The following is a 19,480-nucleotide window of genomic DNA, read 5'->3' as shown; positions in this document are numbered from 1 at the left end:
GCATGCGCGTGAAAACGCTGTTACCGATAGTCCTCGCTTCGACCGCCGTCTCTCTGAGCGCCGAGAACTGGCCGCACTGGCGGGGCCCGGCGCGCAATGGCCTCAGCACCGAAAAGAACCTGCCGATCAAGTGGTCCCACACGAGCGGCGAGAACATCGCCTGGAAGCTGCCGATGCCGGCGCTGTCCGGATCGACGCCGATCGTCTGGGACGACCGCATCTTCCTGAACGTCGCCGATCCGCTGCCCGATCCGGGCGACAAGCCGAGCCTGCATCTCTGGTCGGTCGACCGTGTGAAGGGCACGATTCTGTGGCAGCGGCCGCTCGGCGGCGGCAATCGCATGCAGCGCAAGCAGAACCAGTCGTCGCCGTCGCCGGTCACCGACGGCACCGGCATCTGGGTGTTGACGGGCACGGGGATCCTGAAGGGTTTCGACTTCGCGGGGAAGGAGTTGTGGGCCCGCGACATCCAGGCGGACTACGGCCGCTTCGGCCTGAACTGGGGCTACGGCTCGTCGCCGCTGCTGCACGGCGACTCGCTCTACGTGCAGGTGCTGCACGGCATGCGCACCGACGATCCGTCGTACCTGCTGCGCATCGACAAGAAGTCGGGGAAGACCACCTGGCGCGTGGAACGGCCGACGAACGCCATTCAGGAATCACCGGATTCGTATACGACCCCGGCGATCGCCAGGGCCGCCAGCGGGGAAGAGCTCGTCATCACCGGCGGCGACGTCGTCACCGGCCACGATCTGACCACGGGCAAGGAGCTGTGGCGCGTCGACGGCCTCAACCCGCAGAACAACCCTGCGTATCGCATCGTGGCTTCGCCGGTGGTGCACGGCGATCTGATTCTGGCGCCGACGCGAGTCCGGCCGATGCTGGCGGTGAAGGCGGGCGGGCGCGGCGACGTCACCAAGTCGCACGTGCTGTGGTCGTTCGACAACGGCCCCGACGTGCCCTCGCCGGTCACGGACGGCACGTACGTGTACTCCGTCACCGATAACGGCGTCGTCTATTGCCTCGACGCCAAGACGGGCAAGGAGGTTTACGGGCGGCAGCGGCTGCGTCCGGGCACCTACAGCGGCTCCTTCGTGCTCGCGGACGGCAAGCTGTACATCACCAACGAAGACGGCGTCACCAGCGTCGTCAAGGCGGGGCCCGAGTTCCAGATCCTGTCCGAGAACGAGTTCGACGACTACTCGCTCAGCTCGCCGGCGATCTCCGGCGGAACGATGTACTTCAGGACGACGAAGTTCCTGTGGGCCATCGCGAATAAACCCTAGCTCAGGTGACGCGATGTTGAAGCTCGCCGCGCTGCTCTCAGCAGCTCTCCTGCTGACGTCCGATACGGACTGGTCGCGGTTCCGCGGGCCGAACGGCACCGGCATCTCGAACACGTCCGGCCTGCCGTCGGATTTCGGCCCGGACAAGAGCGTGATCTGGAAGGCGGCGGTTCCCGGCGGACATTCGTCGCCGGTGCTCACCGAGACGCGCATCTTCATGACCGGCGCGGACGCGAAGACGCTGTTCGTGCTCGCGCTGGATCGCGCGTCCGGGAAGGAGCTGTGGCGCCGCGAGCTGCCGCGCGGGCCGCAGGAGCGGCTCGAGAACGTGAACGGGCCGGCATCGCCGTCGCCGGTCACCGACGGGCAGCGCGTGTTCGCGTTCTTCCAGTCGTTCGGGCTGATCGGCTTCACCGCCGACGGGAAAGAGCTGTGGCGGATGCCGCTCGGGCCGTTCAACATGTTCTACGGCTTCGGCGCCTCGCCGATACTCGTCGACGGCATGGTGATCCTCCCTGTCGATCAGGACACTGCCTCGTACCTGCTCGGCGTCGACGCGGCGACCGGGAAGGTGCGCTACAGGATCGATCGTCCCGGCGTCATCTCCGGCTACTCGACGCCGACGGTCTACGAGCCCAAGGGGCAGCCGAAGCAGATCCTGATCCCCGAGTCGTTTCAACTCTCCGCCTACGACGCGCGGACGGGGCGGCGCGTGTGGTGGGTGCGCGGTCTCGCGTGCGAAATGAAGTCGGTCGTGTCGATCGACGGCGACACGGCGTGGATCAACGGGTGGGGGTTCCCGCAGAACCAGGTCGGCCAGCAGGTGCCGACGATCTCGTGGGAAGAGGGACTGAAGGTCTACGACAGGAACAGGGACGGCCGGATCGGCGGCGACGAGGTGGCCGGCGGCCCGCCGGCGCTGGACAAGATGCTGAGCCCGAAGTACGGCTTCCCGGCGTTCGACGGCAACCGGGACGGGTTCCTGGACTCGGCCGACTGGGGCGTGATGCGGGCGATGCTCGCGTCGGAGAACGGCCTGCTGGCGATCAGGCTGGGCGGCCAGGGAGACATGACCGACGGCGCGATCAAGTGGAAGTACACGCGCCCGGTGCCCCAGGTGCCGTCGACGCTCCTCTACAAGAACGTGCTGTTCATGGTGAACGACAGCGGCATCCTGCTGTCGATCGATCCGGCGACCGGCGCGGTGCTGAAGCAGGGACGGCTGAAGGGGGCGATCGACAAGTACTTCGCGTCGCCGGTGGGAGCCGACGGGAAGGTGTTCCTCGTCAGCCAGGACGGCACGGCGTCGGTGGTCGACGCGAAGGGGGAGTGGGAGATCCTGGCGGTCAATCCCATTGGGGACGAGGTCTTCGCGACGCCGGCCATCGCTGACGGGAGGATCTACCTGCGCACGAAGTCGACGCTGTATGCGTTCGGCGCCGGGCGCCAGGCCCGATGAACCCGTGGCCCTGACCCCGCGGCAGGAGATACGCGTGCTCGTCGGTCTGCTGAAGGGAAGGAGAATCATGATGACGATGATTGCGGCGCTCGCGCTGTCGTTGTTGACCCCGCTGCCGTCCGCGGCGCAGGATTCGAAGCCCGCGATTGAAACGCTGCGCGCCCGCGCGCAGGAGCGGATGCGGCAGGATCTTTCGATCTATTCGCGCGAAGACCTGCGCGCGCTCGAGGAGCTGTACCAGACCGCGAACCGCGACCTGCGCGGCCCCGAGGCGAAGAGCATCCTCCAGCGCGTGGTCAAGGAGTATCCGAAGTCGAACCGCGCCGGGAGTGCGGTGCTCTACCTCGCGCAGATGTCGTCGGGCGCGGAGCGCGAGGCCTACCTCCAGGCGGCGATCAAGGACCACAGCGATACCTGGTACGGCGACGGCGTGCAGGTCGGCGCCCTGGCGCGGGCGCAGCTCGCGCTGTTCTACGCCGCCAACGACAAGCCGTCCGACGCGAAGAAGCTTGCGAAAGAAGTCGAAGAGCGGTTTCCCGGTGCGGTCGACCACGGCGGACGGCCGCTGACCGACATGTTGCGCAGCATCACCGGGCGGTGAGGAGACGTCGCGCGCGATCCTGACGTGAGCCGCGCCTTCCGGCGATCTGCGGAGCACGGTCCACATGGGGTTCGATGCTGTGGGGGATGCTCTGGCGGTCAGCCTCGTGACGCTGTAGACTGCGGCGTGGACGCGGAGTAGGGAGGTGCTTTCATGGCTTCACACGCTCTGGTCTCCGACGAAGCGCGGCGGGATCCCCGTCGGCGGACCGCCCGCAGCCCCCTCACCCAACTCGGATGGCCGCAGTATTGGCTGCTCAGCGCCATTCTCGGCGGGATGCTGGCACTGGTGGCGCTGGCGTTTCTGATCGCGACCCAGACCTAGACGGCGGCGTCGGTTACGGCGCGGCCTTGATCGCGATCACGTTCTTCAGGCCGCGGAAGATGATGAGGCCGTCCGAGATGGCCGGCGTCGCCATCAGCACTTCGCCGACGGAGTTCTTCGAGAGCAGCTCGTAGGTCGGCCCCGCCTTGATCACGAACACGTCGCCGTCTTCGCTGGTGGCGTAGAGCTTCCCGTCCGCGGCGACGAGCGACGCGCTGAAGGAGCCGCCGGTGCCGCCGAGGCGCTCCTGATAGACGCGCTCTCCGGTGGCGACCTTGTAGGCCTGCAGCACGCCGTTGCCCTGCAGCACGTACAGCTGGTCCTGGTAGATGACCGGCGTCGGGATGTACGGGCCGCCGCGCTGCATGCTCCACACGATGTGCGCGTTCTTCGTCTCACCCTGCTTCAGCGTGATGTCGCCGGTGGCGCCGGGCTTGAGCGCGACGATCGGCTGCACGCCGCGATAGCCGTTCGTGATGACGATGAAGCCCGGCCCCATGATCGGGGTGGGAATGGCGATCTCGGAGTTTCCCGAGTACTTCCACAGCTCCTTGCCGGTCATCGGATCGTAGCCGCGCGTGAACGTGGTGGCCTGCGTGACGAGCTCCGCCTTGCCATCCACCTCGAGGATCGACGGCGTCGACCATGACGGGATCTCGTCCCGCTGCGTGCGCCAGACTTCCTTGCCGGTCTGCGTGTCGAACGCGGCGATGAACGAGCCGCGCTGGATGTCGCACTGCACGATCGCCAGGTTCCTGTAGATGATCGGCGAGCTGCCGATGCCCCACTCGTAGTCGGGATCGAAGAACCATCCGGCGTTCAGCACGCCGAGGTCCTTCTTCCAGAGCTGCTTGCCGGTGAAGTCGTAGGCGTAGAGCCCCTCGGACCCGAACGAGACGATGACGACCCGGCCGTCGGTCACCGGCGTGGCAGACGCCTGGCTCGATTTGGGATGGCGCTTGGTCCTGGGAACGCCTTCGTACGCGATCCTGTCCCAGATCACCTTGCCGGTCGCCTTGTCGAGTGCGATCAGGTGCCAGCTGTGCTTCGAGGCGTCGGTCACGGGTTCGACGTCGCCGTACTGGCCGGTGCGGATCCCCTGTTTCGGATCGCTGCCGATCGCGGTGGAGACGAACACGCGGTCTCCCCAGACGATCGGACTCGACACGGCGACGCCGCCGATCGGCGCCTTCCAGGCGACGTTCTCGTTGGCGGGAACGTTCCACTTGACGGCGGTCGGCTTGCCGTCGGCGGTCCCGGCGGCGTTGGCCCCGCGGAACGCGGGCCAGTTCTGCCCTTCGGCGTGGCGCGCGGACAGCGATGCCGCGAGCGCCAGACAGAGCGCGGCGGCCAGAACAGGGCGGCGGATGATCACTTTCCCTCCACGCGGGTATAGACGATGGGCGCCCCCTGCATGGGGGTGATGGTGAAGCTCTTGACGGCCTCTGGGGCGATGTCGAAGACGAAGGTGGCGCCCATGCCGATGGCTTTGAACGTTCGGGCGTCCTGCGCGACGAGCGTGAGCTTCTGTCCGTTGCTCGTGGTGAGATTCAGCCGCGGCGCCGCGACCGTGACGACGATCTCGGCGGTGCCCGTCGGGTTCCGGTACGTGCCGGCAAGGCGCGCGAGCGTCGCCGCCTCGATGGGGAAGTCCTGGTACGGCTTCGCGCCGGCCTTGTCCAGCAGCGCCGCCATCTCGCTCTTGTTCTGCGCGCGCGCCGCTTCGAGCGCGTCGGAGAGCTGCGCCGGCGTCAAACCGCCGCTGTCGAGGACGGTCTGCGCCAGGGAGGTGTCGCCGGACTGCACCGCGGCGGTCAGCGCCATGTCCTTGCCCGGCGCGCCCCTGGCAATCAGCAGCTTGGCGATCTCGGTGTGCTCCGGCTTCTTCTTCTGCGCCGGACCGAGCGAGAGCGCCAGGGGCGTGAAGCCGTAGAAGGTGTCCTTGACCGTCAGATCGGCCCCGCGATCCAGCAGCACCTTCACGACGTCGATGTGGCCATGATCGCAGGCGTAGAACAGCGCGGTGGCGTTGTAGCGGAACTTGGTGTTCACGTCGACGCCGTCGTCGAGCAGCTTCTTCACCGCCGCGGCGTCTCCTTTGCGCGCCGCGTCCTGAAGCTGCTCCGCCTTGGTCAGCGGAGGCGCCTGGGCGAGCGCCAGCGCGGAGATCGAAAAGCAGAGGATCGCGAACTTCATGGAAGCCTCGTTGATCGAATCACGGCGTCAGTTTCATCACCCCGCCCGCATCGCGGACGATCAGGCCGTCGGCGAGGATTACGGGGACGGCCCACGTCTCGCTGTCGGCGATCGTATAGCGGCGTTCTTCGTCGTACTTCGCCGGCGACGGTTTCACGAGCACCAGCTCGCCGCCGGCCGTCAAGAGTAATACGTGCGACGGCGTCAGAAGGATCGAGGCATGGTTGGTGGCGCGCCCCTCGGTGGCCCACTTCAGCGCGCCGGTCGCGGCGTCGACGGCGACGAACTGTCCGCGCCGGCGGCTGGACAGGCCGTAGAGGATGCCGTCCGCGAGCACCGGCGTGCTCATGTACATCGCCACCTCCGGGTTCTTCCACGCCTCGGCCGCCTGCCACTTTCCGCCCGTCCGGGTGAGCGTGTAGGCGTGCGTCCCGGCCCGCGTCCCCGAGACGATCAGGTGCCGGCCCGTCCAGACGGGCGTGACGATGTTCTCGTGCCATTCGTCCGGAAATGGCACGGACCACAGCGAGGTCCCCGCTTTCGCGTCGAGCCCTTCGACGGACCCGTTCGTCATGGTGGCGATCTGCCGCGTGCCGCCGGCCGTGAACGCGACCGGCGACGCGTAGCCCGGCCCCTTGCCCTTCCACGTCCAGCGCTCCGCGCCCGTCTTCGGATCGAGCGCGATGATCCGCCCGCCGTGGACGTCGCTCCCGACCTGCACGATCACCGATCCTCCCTCGAGCAGCGGAGACGCCGCCGTGCCGGTGAAGAGCTTCGAGAGATCCACGCTCGCCGAGTAGTCCTTGCGCCATGCCAGCGCGCCGCTGGCCGCGTTCCACGCCGAGACGATGGCGGAGCCGCCCATGGTGATGACGTGGTCGCCGGCGATCAGCGGCGTCGCATGCGGCCCCTTCGCCATGTTCCCGGCGTACTGGTTCTTGCTGAACGGCGACGTGTACTTCTGCTGCCAGAGCACTTTGCCGCTGGCGAGATCGATCGCCGTCACGACCTCCTCGGGATCCGTGCGGCTGTGGACGAACACGCGCCCCGCGGCAACCACGGGCGAGGAATAGCCCTCGCCCACCGCGGTTCGCCACGCGCGCTTCCACGCCTCCGGCCACTTCGGCGCCGCCGCCGTCGATCCGTTGCGGTCGGGTCCGCGCCACTGCGGCCATTGGGCGGCGCCGGCGCTCAGTCCGACGCTGAGCGCCAGGAGCAGGCTCCCCAGCGACCAGCTCCCCGCTCCCGGACGTCGCGGTGATGTCATCGCGTCTTGCCTATCGCGAAGAGGTGTCTCTCGCCGCGTATGTAGATGGTGCCATTGGCGACGGCAGGGGAAGCGTAGACCGGCTCGCCGACCGAATTCGTCCGCAGCACTTCGTGCACCGGGCCGGCCTTGACGACGAACGTGTCGCCGTCCTCGCTGGTCAGCAGGATCTTGTCGTCGAACGCAATCGGCGAGGCGGTGAAGGTTGCCGGCACCGGTGGACGGCCCCCCTCGTATTTCCGTTCGCCGGTCACCGCGTCGAGGCAGGTCATCAGCCCGGCGTCGCTCACCATGTAGAAGTAGTCGCCAAGCGCGATCGGCGAGGGGACGTAGGCGGCCCCCTTGTTGTAGGTCCACAGCAGCTCGCCGCTGCCCGGGCGCACGGCGAGCGCATTCTTGGACGAACTGCCGGCGGTCAGCAGGACGACGCCCCTGGTCGTCACGGCGCTCGGGATCGGATGGCTGACGGTCCCCCTGGCCTTCCACAACTCCTTGCCGGTCGCCGGATCGTAGGCGACGACCGACTCGGCCCCGGAGGCGATCAGCTCGTCGCGATTCCCGGCGCTCACCACGAGCGGCGTCGCCCAGCTGCGCCGGTGCGCGCGCGCCGTCCGCCACACTTCGTCGCCGTTCCTGCGGTTCAAGGCGATCAGGAACGACCCGTCGCCCATTTCCTGATCGCACTGCACGATGATCAGGTCCTTGTAGAGGATGGGGGAGGTGCCGGGTCCCATCCCGGCCTTGATGATCGGCCCGAGATCCTTCTTCCAGGCCAGGGAGCCCTCGAACGAGTAGGCGTAGAGTCCCGCGGACTCGAAGAATGCGTACGCGCGCTCGCCGTCCGTCACCATCGTCGATGTCGCGTAGGTGTTCTTCTTGTGGCGATCGTCGGCCATCGTGCCGTCGTAGGCGGTGCGCTCCCAGACGATCTTCCCGGTCGCGGTGTCGACGGCGAAGACCTTCAGCGTGTGCCGGTAATCGACGTCGAGCGTATCGGGGTGCACGTAGCCGGGCTGCCGGTTGAAATCCAGGTGCACGGGCGCCTTCCGGCCGGGCACGTGCGCTCCTTTGATCGCGGTGGTGACGAAGAGGCGGTTGCGCCAGACGATCGGCGACGAGTGGCCGCGACCGGGGATTTCAGTCTTCCACTTGATATTGACGGCCGGGGTGCCTGCTGCCGCGGCGGCCCATTCGAGCGGCAGGTCCCTTTCGGCGGAGATGCCGTGCCCGCCGGGGCCGCGCCATTGCGGCCATTCCTGGTTCGCGGCGCTGGCCGTTGCGCTGAGCGCCGCGAGCAAACTCCCGACTGCCCAACGCCCAACCCCCAAGCGTCCGGGGATCATGACGCCGGACGGAAGTACAGCACCATCGCGGCGCCCGCCGAGGCGAGCAGGAAACCGACATAGAGCATCGGATTGATCGCGCTCCGGGGCGGATGGATCGCCATGCTGACCAGCACGTTCACGATCGGCGCGCCGCCGAAGACCAGCGGCATGACGTAGAGGGGCAGTCCGCCGGTCCGGAACGCATAGATGATGCACGCCGCGCCGGCGGCGCCGAGCGCGCCGGCGATCGTCGCCATGACCAGGCCGCCGCCGTTGAAATTCGACATCCCGCCCTGCGCCGAGAGCGCCGCCACCGGCACCAGCACCCCGATCAGGAAGTAGGCGACGCCGACACAGAGCAGCGCCTTCAAGGGATTGCCGAGCATCACCTGGCCGCGGTGCAGCAGCACGCCGTAGGCGCCCCACGACAGCACCGCCCCGGCGACGAACAGTATCCACATACGACCTCTCGATTGAACCGCAGAGCTGACAGCCATAAGGAAGGAGGTGATTCTACACGCGGCGGCTGAGTTCGTCCGGCAGGAACAGCTCGTTCGCCTTCTCCGGCGCGTCCGCCGTCGCCGTGCCGGCATCCCACGCCGGGATCACGTGCCGGTTCTCCGGGTACATCTCTTCCATCGGTGCCCAGACCTTGTCGACGCGATCGTCGAACAGGTCGCCGATCAGCAGGTCCGTCACCGTGCCGCGCATCTCCGGATGGTGGCGCATGAAGTTGCCGAAGCTGAAACCGGCGTAGTACTCGCAGACCAGGCGCCGCATGCGATCGACGCCGACGTTGAAGTTCTGCGCCCAGCGTCCGAGCTGCGCCTCCGAGGTGTCTCCCTTTTTCAGGCCGTCGGCGATCGCGTCCGCCGCGAGCTCGCCGGACTTCAGCGCCAGCAGGACGCCGGAGGAATACAGCGGGTCGAGGAACCCCCAGGCGTCGCCGACCAGCACCCATCCGTCGCCGGATGCGCGCGTGGTCCGGTAGGAATAATCCTTGGTGGCAAAGAAGCCGGTGACGCGCCCCGCCATCTCGATGCGTTTCCTGACCGCGGGCGTCCGCTCGACTTCTTCGTCGTAGATCGCGCCGAAGTCCTTGCCGCGTCCCTTGAAGAGATAGTCGAACGGCGCGACCACGCCGACCGACACGATGTTGTCGTGCTGCGGAATGTACCAGAACCATCCCTTCCGGTCGGGCGTCTGCAGCACCATCGTCGCTCCCTCGTCCTTGCCGGTGTCGCGGTAGGCGCCCTCCCAGTAGGTCCAGATCGCCCCTTTGTTGAGGATCGGGTCCCAGACGCGCAGGCCGAGGCGGTTGGCAATGAGGCCGTTCTGACCGCTGGCGTCGACGACCACGCTGGCGCGGACCTCGCGGTCTTTCAGCCGAACGCCGACCGCCCGCGGGCCTCCTGGTCCGCCCGACGCCGCGGGCTCGAAGATGACGTCCATCACCCGGACGCCCTCCTGCGCGTCGACGCCGTGCGCCCGGGCGTTCTCGAGCAGCATCTGATCGAACTCGCTCCGCACCACCTGCCACGTCTGCGAGCACTCGTGCGGCTTGTTGTCCCAGAAATAGAACGGCGCCGATTCCTTGCCCTGGGCGTTCACGAACTGCACGCTGTACTTCTTGACGAAGTGGCTCTTCTGCATCCGCTCGAGCATGTTGAGCCGCTTCAGCACCCAGTACGTTTCGGGAATCAGCGATTCGCCGATATGAAAGCGCGGGAAGCGCTCGCGCTCGAACAGCTGCACGCGCAGGCCCTGCTGCGCCAACAGCGTGGAGACGGTGGACCCGGCGGGTCCGCCGCCGATGACGACGACGTCTGGATGCTGCATCGGTGAAAAGTTCCGCTGTCGCGCTATCCGCTGTCCGCCATGCGCTGTGCGAAAGGCGCGAGACGCCCGGCCACGTCACCGGGGATGTCCGCTGACTTGATGCTGCCGTCAGCCAGTCGTGCGACGCAGGCGATCTTCCACGCGGCCCCGGCGATCTTCTCGCCGTTCCGCGTGATCTCGCCCGTGTAGGCGATGGTGCGCTTCGTCATCTCCGCGATCCGCACCGCGATCTCGAACTCCTGTTCGAACTTCAGCGGCCGGTGGAACTCGCACGAGGCGGAGACGCGCGGCCATCCAATCGGCGAGCGTTCTGGATGGATGCTCAGGCCGGCCTGGCGCCAGAGCGCGTGCTCGGCGTCCTCGAAATAGCGGAAGAAGTTCGAGAAATGCACCAGACCCGCGACGTCGGTCTCGGAGAACAGCACACGCCTGGACACCCGGAATTCCTTCTGTGCTCGATCTTCAGCCATCGACCCTCGACCCTCGACCCTCGATTCTCGCCAGTCGGTCATGTGTAACGAATGTTCGTGTGCTGTGGCAGGAAGAAGCGCGGCAGCAATGAATCGACGCGCAGCAGGCCATCGCGGGTCAGCGTCACGCCGAGGGGCGTCGCCTCCGCCAGGTAGCCGTCCGCGCGCAAGGCGGTCCACTGCTCGTCGAACTGGCGGACGATGTCGGCGTGGTACTTCGCGGCGAAATAGGCGGGATCGAGCCGTCCTTTTTTCAGCTGCAGCACCAGTTCCCGGCGCATCCGCTCTTCCAGGGTCGGGCGATACGCCCGTCCGAGCGGCAGTTCGCCGCGGAGCACGGCCTCGCTGTAGGCCTCCCACGTGTCGCGGTTCTGCAGGTGTACGCCGTTGACGTGGCCGAACGAGGCGACGCCGAGCCCCGCCATGTCGGCCCCCTGCCAGAGGCGGTCGCGGTAGACGAACTGCGTCTTCGCGGGATCCTTGACCGCGGTGTAGGCGCTGCGGATGTGATACCCGGCGCGCTCGAGCGCCTCGAACGCGTCCCGCACCCACCGCCGCTTGGTGTCCCAGCCGGCGAGCGAGCCGGTCATCTGTCCGGTCTTGTTCAGGAGGTCCTTGCTGATCGTGGTGTTGTAGGGCAGCTCCATCTGATAGATGGTGACGCTGTCCGGGTCGAGCGCCAGCGTGCGTTCGACGTTGCGCCGCCAGTTCTCGTCGCTCTCGCCGAGCATGCCGGCGATCAGATCGATGTTGATCTGCGGGAACTCGAGCGATCGCGCGAAGCGGTAGGCGGTCTCGATCTCCGGCGAGCGGTGGGCGCGGCCGTTGATCTCGAGAATGCGGTCGTCGAAGTTCTCGACGCCCAGGCTGAGACGGGTGACGCCCATCCTGCGGATCGCGGTCAGCTTGTGCTGCGTCAGCGTGCCCGGCTCGCACTCGAAGGTGATTTCCTCGGCCTGGTTCCATGGCGTGACGGCGGTGAGGCGGTCGACCAGCCCCTGGAGTTGCGCCGTGGACAGGAACGACGGAGTGCCGCCGCCGAAGTAGACGAAGTTCAGCGGCCTCCCGGCCACGGCCGGCTGCGCCGCGTACAACTCCCACTCGCGCGCGAGGACGTCGAGGTACTGGCCGATTTCCTGGGCGTTCTTGTCGGTGTAGACGCGGAAGTAGCAGAAGTGGCAGCGCTTGCGGCAGAAGGGAATGTGGAGGTAGAGGCCGAGCGGCGTCCCGGGCACGGCTGGTGCCGCCAGCGCCGGCACCGCGTCATGCGCCACCGCCTCCGGCGACCACACCGAGAACGGCGGGTAGGTGGCGACGAAGTAGCTGCCGACTTCCGGCTCGGCGAGTCCCGCTGATGGCGTGTCTGCCATTCCTGTCCTTTAATCGAAGGAAGCGAAGGAGGTGAAGGTTTCGAAGGAACTTCGAAGGAGACCAGTCAGGGATTCGAAGGTTCGACGGTCGAAGGAACGTCGACTCCCGTTCACTGCGAACTCAGACGCGCTCCTTCGACCGCCGACCCTTCGCCCTTCGATCCTTCGGACGCGGACGCGAAGCCCCTTCGCCTCCTTCGCCCGCTTCGACTCCTTCGATTGAACTCGTTTCACCCGAAGCAATAAATCCGGCCGTCCTGCGCGCCGATCACGAGACGGCCGCCGGCGATCGCCGGCGAGGCGGTCAGCGCGTCGCCGACCTCGTACTCCCAGCGCTTCGCCCCCGTTTTCGCGTCCAGGGCGTAGAGCCGGCCGTCGCTCGATCCGACGAACACGCGTCCGCCGGCCAGCGTCGGCGAGGAATCCACGCGGGCCCGGGTGGCGAACTTCCATGCCGCCTTGCCGGTCGCGGCGTCGATGGCGTGCACCGACTTGTCGCGACCGCCGATGATCACGCGGCCGCCGGCCAACGCCGGCGACGAGTTGAACGGGAACTGGCGATCCGGATCCTGATAGCGCCACGCGATCTTCCGCGCCTTCAGGTCCACCGCAACCACATCGTTGGCATACGTGCCGAGATAGGCGCGGGTGCCGTCGATGACGGTGGAGGAGCCGGTGTTGGCGTCGAGCCGCACGCTGAACAGCACCTTGCCGTCGGCGAGGCGCACGGCGCGGAACTCTTCGTCGCAGCCGCCGAAGTAGATGGTGCCGTCGACGACCGCCGGCGTCGCGTGGACCTGGCCGTCCGTCTTCAGCTTCCACTTCAACGCGCCCGTCTTCGCATCGAGCGCGTAGAGGTGAGTGTCGTACGAGCCGATCAGCACCATGGCGCCGGCCGGCACCGGCGACGACTTGATCTCGCTCCCGGTCCTGAACGTCCACGCCTTGGAGCCGTCTTTCACGCGCACCGCATGGAAGACGCCGGCGAGGTCGCCGATGTAAACAAGGTCCCCGGCGACGGCCGGCGAGGACTCGCCGAGCAGATTCCCGGTCGCGTACTTCCACCGCAGCTTGCCGGTCGCCAGGTCGATCGCCAGCAGCTCGCCGCTCCCGGCGCCGGCGTAGACCACGCCGTCGACGATCGCGGCCGACGACTCGATCGTTTCCCCCGCCTCGTAGGTCCACTTCAGCGACAGCGTCGCCGGCAGATCCGCGGCCGCGATGCCGCTCAGGCGCGAGTCCCCGCGAAACTGCGTCCAGTTGGCAGCCGGCGTGGCCTGCGCCGAGACGCGCAACGCCGCGCGCTCCGCCACAAAGGTCACGAAGACCACGAAGATCACGAGGAAAACCCAATTGGTCTTCTTGGAGATCTTCGGGATCTTTGTGGTCTTTGTGCTGGAACGTGAACCCGTCCGGCGGTTACTTTCCATCAGTGGAAACCGCGATCAGCTGATTGCGGTTGTTGAAGAACAGCCGGCCGTTCGCGGGCACCATGGTGGCGTAGACCGCGCTGCCCATGTTCATCTCGGAGATGACCTTCTTGGTCTTCGCCGCCTCGAGCACCACGATGTCGCCGTCCTCGTCGCCGAGGTAGACCTTGCCGTCGATCACCATCGCCGAGCCCCACACTGCGGCGAACACGTCGTGCGTCCAGTAGGCCTGGCCCGTCCTGGCGTCGAGGCAGTGCAGGAAGCCGCTGAAGTCGGGGATGAACACCAGGCCGTTGTAGATCGCCGCCGTCGAGATCGATCGGCGGATCTTGTCGTAGTGCCACACCAGGCCCGTCTTGGTGATGTCGCCCCGCTTGGTCGCGTCGATCGCGTACATGTGGCCCACGCCCTCGCCGTGCTCCGGATCCTGTCCGTTGGCGATATAGACCTTGTCTTCCCAGATCACCGGCGTGCTGATCACTTCGTTGCGGGTCTTCGGCCAGACCGAGTCCTTCGGGTTGGTGTCGAACTCCCACAGCTTCTTGCCGGTGAGCACCTCGTAGCCGCGCACCCAGCCGTCTCCCTGCGCGCTGACGAGTTGATCGACGCCGCCGATCTTGCCGACCGAGGGGGTCGACCACTGCCCGTGCAGGATGTTCTTGCCGACCGAGTTGTCTTCCCACGCCAGCTCTCCGGTCACCTTGTCGACCGCGATCACCGACGGCGCCTTCGGCGACGGGACGTTGACGTGGCTCTCGTCCTGGCCGTTCGAGGTGCTGACGAAGATCAGGTTGCCGAACGACACCGGCGACGAGTTCGAGAGGTTGTGCGGGTAGGACCCCACTTCCTCCATCATGTCGAACTGCCAGAGCACGTCCGCGTCTTTCGGCCCGGTGAGCTTCTCGTTGGTGACCGGTCCCTGGTTGCCGTCCTTGAAGCCGTTGATGTCCAGGCAGAGCAGCACGCCGCGGTTGCTCACGTAGTACAGCTTGGTGCCTTCGACCAGCGGCGACGAGGCGATTCCCTGATACGGCCAGTCGTTGGCGCGCCCCGACGCGAGCTTCTCGTGCGTCTGCTGCCACAGGAACTCGCCGGTGTCCTCCTTGAACGCCATCAGCACGCCGCGATCGCCCGGCTGCTTCGGATCCCGCATGCCCTCGTTGTTGGTGCCGACGAACACCATGCCGCCGGCGACGACCGCGTTGCCGTAGCTCTGCGATCCGAGATCCGCCACCCACTTGACGTTCTTCTTCGTCTTGAGGTCCCACTCGGTGGGCAGCCCCTTCATCGACGAGACCATGTTGCGGTCCGGCGTGCCGCCCCACATCGGCCAGTCCTTCGATCCCGGAGGATCGCCGGCCGACAGCAGCACGCCCGCGAGGCCGACCAGAGCGGAGGAGACGAATATCTTCTTCATTGATTTGACGTCACTTTGATGTTGTCGATGGCGGCGCCGTAATCCGCGTCGATGAAAAATCCCGGCGCCCCCTTCTTGTTGCCGATCGGATCGAGCTTCTCGATCATCCAGTTCGCCGGTTCCGGCTGCCCGGCCGGCCACGCCTTGCCGCGCGCGCGGACCCGCCCGTCCGGCATGTTCTCGACGCGCAGCTTCAGATGGATCCAGGTGTCGGGCTTCCACTCGAACGGCGCCACCGCCGACCGCGTCGTCTCCGGCCCCCACGACTCGATCTTCATCACCTGGTCGTTGCCGTAGATGACCAACGAGTAGCGCTGGGCGGTGACCCCCAGCGCCGGCATCTGGCGCCGCCGCGACGTGCCGCGGACATCCGCTTCGATCGTGTAGTTGGCGAGATCGACCGGACCGACGAACGCGCGATAGCGCTTGAAGATCGTCTCGTCAGGCTGCTTCACCAGCGCCTTCTGTCCGTCGATCGTGCCCACGGCCGTCCGCGCGGTACCGACGATGATCCAGCCGGGGGGGACGGTCTTCTCTTCCATCGCGTCGAACGTCTCCGTCCACGGCAGCTGGCGGACGACGCGGGCGCGGGCGTCGCCGGACAGCGCGCCGAGCGTGGCTTTGATCACGCCGGCCTGCTCCGCCGTTCCGGGATCCGGCGTGAACGTGCCGTCGGCCGCGACCGTTCCCTTCAGGCCGGTGAGCGTCCACGTCGCGCCGGTTTCCTCTTTCAACAGCCGCCCCTGCGCGTCGAACGACTTGACGTGCAGCTTCACCGCCTGCCCGGGCTTGAGCACCAGCTCCGTCGGGGACACCTGCAGCCACGCCGGCGCTCCCTGCCCGGCGGCGAACGGTTCGTCCACCGCCAACCCGGTCTGCGGCTTCGCCGCTTTCGAGCCGATCGCATACACCGCGCCGGTGGACGCGAAGAAGATGCGCCCGCGCGACACCGCCATGCCGCCGAACACCGGTTCGGGCACCCCGGCGGATTGCCCGGCGTTCTCATCGGTGCTGGGCGGCAGTTCGACTTCGCTCAGGATCTCGGCGCGATCGGGATGCGGCCGGACGATGAAGACCTTGCCCCCCTCGGTGCCGAAGTACAGCTTGCCGTCCGCGAGCACCGGCGGCGCCTTCTGCGCCGTGCCGACCGCCGCGGTCCACAGCACCGTGCCCTTCTCGAGATCGAAGGCCTTCAACTGACCGACGTTGTCGATCTGATAGACCCGGCCGCTGTCGGCGATCGGCGACGAGAAGCCGTACTGGCTGCCGTGGTGCGCCCACAGCGTGGTCTTGATCTCCCCCTTCTGCGAGCCGTCGATCGCGGCAATCAGTCCGAGCTCCGGTGTGTCGAGGTTCTCGTCGCCGTGCGAGACGATCACCGTCTTGCCCGACACCGCCACGCCGGTATTGACGGCGCGCTTCGCGGCCATGAAGCTCCAGACCTTCTCGCCGGTCTGCGCCTTCATGGCGTAGACGCCGCCGTCGCCACTTCCGCTGATCAGGAGGCGCGTGCCGTCGATGGTCGCGATCACCGGCGCCGAGTAATTGGTGTCGTACGGCCGGCCGCCGGGGCTGGCGATCCAGATGATGTCGCCGGTCCGCTTGTCGAGCGCGACGAAGCGATGCTGGCGCGACGCACCGGTCCCCCAGCTCGAGATCGCGGCGCTGACGATGACCAGGTTCCCGTCGACGATTGGCGACGACGTGCGGCCGCCGTGCGTGGTGAAGGCGGCGAACTCTTCGCCGATCGACCGATCCCACAGGAGCTTGCCGTCCTTGCTCAGCGCGAGGACGGTGGCGCCGACGCCCATCGCGTAGATGTTGCCGGTCTCGGGATCGGCAGCCGGCGACGCCCAGCCGACGCGATGCGGCGGCACGTCGCTCTGGAAGACGTTGAACTTGTATTCCCAGACGGGCTTGCCGGTGTCGGCGTCGAGCGCCATCACGCGCTCCTGCAGCGATGCGCCGAGCCCGGAGGGGTTCTGCACGTACACCCGGTTGCCCATTACGAGCGGGGCCGAACGTCCGCCGTACGGCGCGCGCCAGAGGAAGTTCTCCCCCTTCAGCGCCCACTTGTCGATCAGTCCCTGTTCGAGCGACCGGCCGTCCCGGAACGGGCCGCGCGCGTCGGGCCAGTCGCCGAGCGCCACCTTTCGCCCCGCGGGCGGCGTGCCGGCCCCCGGGCGCGCCGCGGGGCCCTGCGCCGCTGTCAACGTTCCGAGCACGACCATCGCGGCCGTCAGACAGAGTCGTTTCAGCATGATCCTCACTCGATTACGCCATCTTACCGCACGACGTTTCGCGCCTCAGCCGCGCCGGCGGCGTGACGAATGGTGTGATTGCCGAGGAACTTTCGCCGCGTTTTCCCGTTGCATAATGGATGACCATGCGATTGAGTGTGTTCACGTTCGTCCTGCTGACCCCCGCGCTCGCCTCGGCGCAATCCGTCCCGCCGCCCACCGTCACGCATCCCACGGTCACCGTCACCGCGCAGAAGGAGCCCGCCGATCCGCAGGGTCTGCCGGTCAGCGTGACCGTCGTCCCGCTGGAGGCCCTGTGGAACGGCGGGATGACGACCATCGGCGAGCTGTCGCTGCACGCGCCGAACACGTATTTCAGTGATTTCACCGCCCGGAAGCTGAGCAACCCGCGGTTCCGCGGTCTCGGGTCGAGCCCCGCCAACCCGGCGGTCACGACCTATATAGATGGCGTCCCGCAGCTGAACACCAACTCGTCCAGCATCGAGCTGCTCGACGTGAACCAGGTCGAATTCGTCCGCGGACCGCAGAGCATGCTGTTCGGCCGCAACACCCTCGGCGGCGTGGTCAACATCTCCAGCGCGAGGCCGTCCTTGTCCAGGTGGACCGGCTCGGCCATCGTGCCGTTCGGCAACTTCGCGTCCTGGGACGTGCGCGCCAACGCATCCGGGCCGATCGGCAGCAAGGCGGCGGTCGGCTTCGCGATCGCGCACGCCGAGCGCGACGGCTTCACCACCAACGACGTCACCGGCAACGATCTCGACTACCGCGACGGCACCTCCGCCAAGGCGCAGCTGCTGCTCACGCCGGCGGCGAACTGGGAGGCGCGCCTGATCTACACCGGCGAGCGCGGGCGCGACGGGGATTACGCCCTGATGGATCTCGGCTCGCTGCGGACCAATCCGCGCCGCGCGCAGCGCGACTTCGAAGGGCACACCGATCGCGACGTGCACGCCACGACGGTGACGGCGCGCCGCACCGGCGCGCTGACGTTCACCTCGACGACCGGGTTCGTCAACTGGAAGACGCTGGACGAGACCGATCTCGACTACACGCCGCTGCCGCTGATCACGCGGAGCAACGAGGAGAAGGATTTCCAGTTCACGCAGGAGGTCCGCGTCGCCTCGGGCGCCGGCGGCGTCCCGCTCGCCGGGTCCGGATCCCTCAGGTGGCAGGCCGGCGTGTTCCTCTTCACGCAGAATTACGAGCAGGACGCCACGAACACGTTCGCGCCGTTCGTGCTCTCGCCCGTGTTCGCGTTCGGCGCGACGCAGGATGCGCGCGCGGCTCTCGACGACACCGGCGTCGGGCTGTACGGCAACGGCACCCTGACGTTCGACAAGCTCGACGTGACGCTGGGGGCGCGCTTCGATCGCGAGAACCGCAAGGGTGTGCTGACCAACATCCTCGGCGCGCCGAACATCGGCGCGTTCCCGGTCACCCTCACGGTCGAGGAGTCGTTCGCCAACGTCTCGCCGCAGGCGGCGGCGGCGTACCGCGTCGCCCCTGACGCGATGGTCTACGCCTCGCTGACCGGCGGGTTCAAGGCCGGCGGGTTCAACCCCTCGTCGCCGACCGGGCAGGAGGTCTACGACGAAGAGAAGTCGTGGAACGTCGAAGGCGGTCTGAAGACGTCGTGGCTCTCGCGCCGCGTGACGGCCAACGTGGCGGTGTTCACCATCGACTGGACCGATCTGCAGCTGAACCTGCCGAACCCCGCCGTGCCGGGGCAGTTCTACATCGCCAACGTCGGCAGCGCGCGCAGCAGCGGCGTCGAGGTGGAAGTGAACGGCCGCGCGCGCGACGGCGTCGATCTCTTCGCCACGTTCGGCTACACCCGCGCGCGCTTCGGCGCCGGGACGCTGTCGAGCGGCGTGAGCGTGGCCGAGAACAAGGTACCCAACACGCCGGACTACACCGCGTCGTTCGGCGCCCGGCTCTCGCGCGCGCTGACGCCCGGCGTCACGCTGTACGGCGGCGGCGAAGCGGTGTTCTACGGCGCGTTCAAGTACGACGACATGAATCTCGCCGGCCAGGACGCCTATGCGCTCGTCAATATCCGCGGCGGCGCCCGCGGCCGGCGGCTCTTCGCGGAAGGCTGGATCCGGAACGCGTTCGACACCCACTACGTCCCGGTCGCCTTCGCCTACGGCCAGCTCGCGCAATCCGGTTTCATCGGCGAGTCCGGCAGACCTCGCACGTTCGGGATCACCGCCGGGATCAGTTTCTGAGATGCGC

At 67.4% G+C, this 19,480-nt stretch carries 16 protein-coding genes; 5 read left to right on the top strand and 11 right to left on the bottom strand.

What is annotated here, in order from left to right:
• Nucleotides 1-2: 2 nt before the first annotated feature.
• From VFK57_11750 to VFK57_11735, 4 genes are all read left to right on the top strand, one after another.
• The gene (locus VFK57_11750; GenBank protein HET7696376.1) at nt 3-1,286 is read left to right on the top strand and encodes a PQQ-binding-like beta-propeller repeat protein; all 1,284 of its coding nucleotides are present in this window, start codon (nt 3-5) and stop codon (nt 1,284-1,286) included.
• A gap of 13 nt (nt 1,287-1,299) precedes the next feature.
• The gene (locus VFK57_11745; protein ID HET7696375.1) at nt 1,300-2,745 is read left to right on the top strand and encodes a PQQ-binding-like beta-propeller repeat protein; all 1,446 of its coding nucleotides are present in this window, start codon (nt 1,300-1,302) and stop codon (nt 2,743-2,745) included.
• Between the two features lie 4 nt (nt 2,746-2,749).
• Complete coding sequence (locus VFK57_11740) at nt 2,750-3,346, top strand: hypothetical protein (protein ID HET7696374.1); 597 nt, start codon at nt 2,750-2,752, stop codon at nt 3,344-3,346.
• A 153-nt stretch (nt 3,347-3,499) separates the two neighbouring features.
• Complete coding sequence (locus VFK57_11735) at nt 3,500-3,670, top strand: hypothetical protein (GenBank protein ID HET7696373.1); 171 nt, start codon at nt 3,500-3,502, stop codon at nt 3,668-3,670.
• A gap of 13 nt (nt 3,671-3,683) precedes the next feature.
• Here the strand turns inward: VFK57_11735 and VFK57_11730 are convergent, their stop codons facing one another.
• From VFK57_11730 to VFK57_11680, 11 genes are all read right to left on the bottom strand, one after another.
• Nucleotides 3,684-5,045 carry a PQQ-binding-like beta-propeller repeat protein gene (locus tag VFK57_11730; protein HET7696372.1) on the bottom strand — a complete coding sequence of 454 codons (1,362 nt, stop codon included), beginning with the start codon at nt 5,043-5,045 and terminating at the stop codon, nt 3,684-3,686.
• A complete protein-coding gene (locus VFK57_11725) occupies nt 5,042-5,866 on the bottom strand; it encodes an ankyrin repeat domain-containing protein (protein ID HET7696371.1) in 825 nt (274 codons plus the stop codon). Before VFK57_11725 ends, VFK57_11730 begins: the two co-directional genes overlap by 4 nt.
• Before the next feature lie 19 nt (nt 5,867-5,885).
• Entirely contained in the window at nt 5,886-7,133 is a 1,248-nt protein-coding gene (locus tag VFK57_11720) for a PQQ-binding-like beta-propeller repeat protein (GenBank protein ID HET7696370.1), read from the bottom strand.
• Nucleotides 7,130-8,431, bottom strand: a complete 1,302-nt coding sequence (locus VFK57_11715) for a PQQ-binding-like beta-propeller repeat protein (GenBank protein HET7696369.1) — start codon at nt 8,429-8,431, stop codon at nt 7,130-7,132. The genes VFK57_11720 and VFK57_11715 overlap by 4 nt, the downstream gene beginning before the upstream one ends.
• Before the next feature lie 41 nt (nt 8,432-8,472).
• The gene (locus VFK57_11710; GenBank protein ID HET7696368.1) at nt 8,473-8,919 is read right to left on the bottom strand and encodes a hypothetical protein; all 447 of its coding nucleotides are present in this window, start codon (nt 8,917-8,919) and stop codon (nt 8,473-8,475) included.
• A gap of 52 nt (nt 8,920-8,971) precedes the next feature.
• Nucleotides 8,972-10,297 (bottom strand): NAD(P)/FAD-dependent oxidoreductase, encoded by a 1,326-nt coding sequence (locus VFK57_11705; GenBank protein HET7696367.1) that lies wholly within the window; start codon nt 10,295-10,297, stop codon nt 8,972-8,974.
• Nucleotides 10,298-10,320: 23 nt separating this feature from the next.
• Entirely contained in the window at nt 10,321-10,767 is a 447-nt protein-coding gene (locus VFK57_11700) for a thioesterase family protein (protein HET7696366.1), read from the bottom strand.
• Nucleotides 10,768-10,805: 38 nt separating this feature from the next.
• Entirely contained in the window at nt 10,806-12,137 is a 1,332-nt protein-coding gene (locus tag VFK57_11695) for a coproporphyrinogen-III oxidase family protein (GenBank protein HET7696365.1), read from the bottom strand.
• A gap of 230 nt (nt 12,138-12,367) precedes the next feature.
• Nucleotides 12,368-13,477 (bottom strand): PQQ-binding-like beta-propeller repeat protein, encoded by a 1,110-nt coding sequence (locus VFK57_11690; GenBank protein ID HET7696364.1) that lies wholly within the window; start codon nt 13,475-13,477, stop codon nt 12,368-12,370.
• Nucleotides 13,478-13,556: 79 nt separating this feature from the next.
• Nucleotides 13,557-14,984 carry a PQQ-binding-like beta-propeller repeat protein gene (locus tag VFK57_11685; protein HET7696363.1) on the bottom strand — a complete coding sequence of 476 codons (1,428 nt, stop codon included), beginning with the start codon at nt 14,982-14,984 and terminating at the stop codon, nt 13,557-13,559.
• Complete coding sequence (locus VFK57_11680) at nt 14,981-17,245, bottom strand: PQQ-binding-like beta-propeller repeat protein (protein ID HET7696362.1); 2,265 nt, start codon at nt 17,243-17,245, stop codon at nt 14,981-14,983. Before VFK57_11680 ends, VFK57_11685 begins: the two co-directional genes overlap by 4 nt.
• 125 nt (nt 17,246-17,370) lie before the next feature.
• On the opposite strand from VFK57_11680, the gene VFK57_11675 reads away from it, so the two are divergent.
• Entirely contained in the window at nt 17,371-19,473 is a 2,103-nt protein-coding gene (locus tag VFK57_11675) for a TonB-dependent receptor (protein ID HET7696361.1), read from the top strand.
• The last annotated feature ends 7 nt before the right edge of the window (nt 19,474-19,480 follow it).

Source organism: Vicinamibacterales bacterium, assembly GCA_035699745.1.
GTDB lineage: Bacteria > Acidobacteriota > Vicinamibacteria > Vicinamibacterales > 2-12-FULL-66-21 > JAICSD01.
This window is presented reverse-complemented; position numbering and strand designations above follow the sequence as displayed.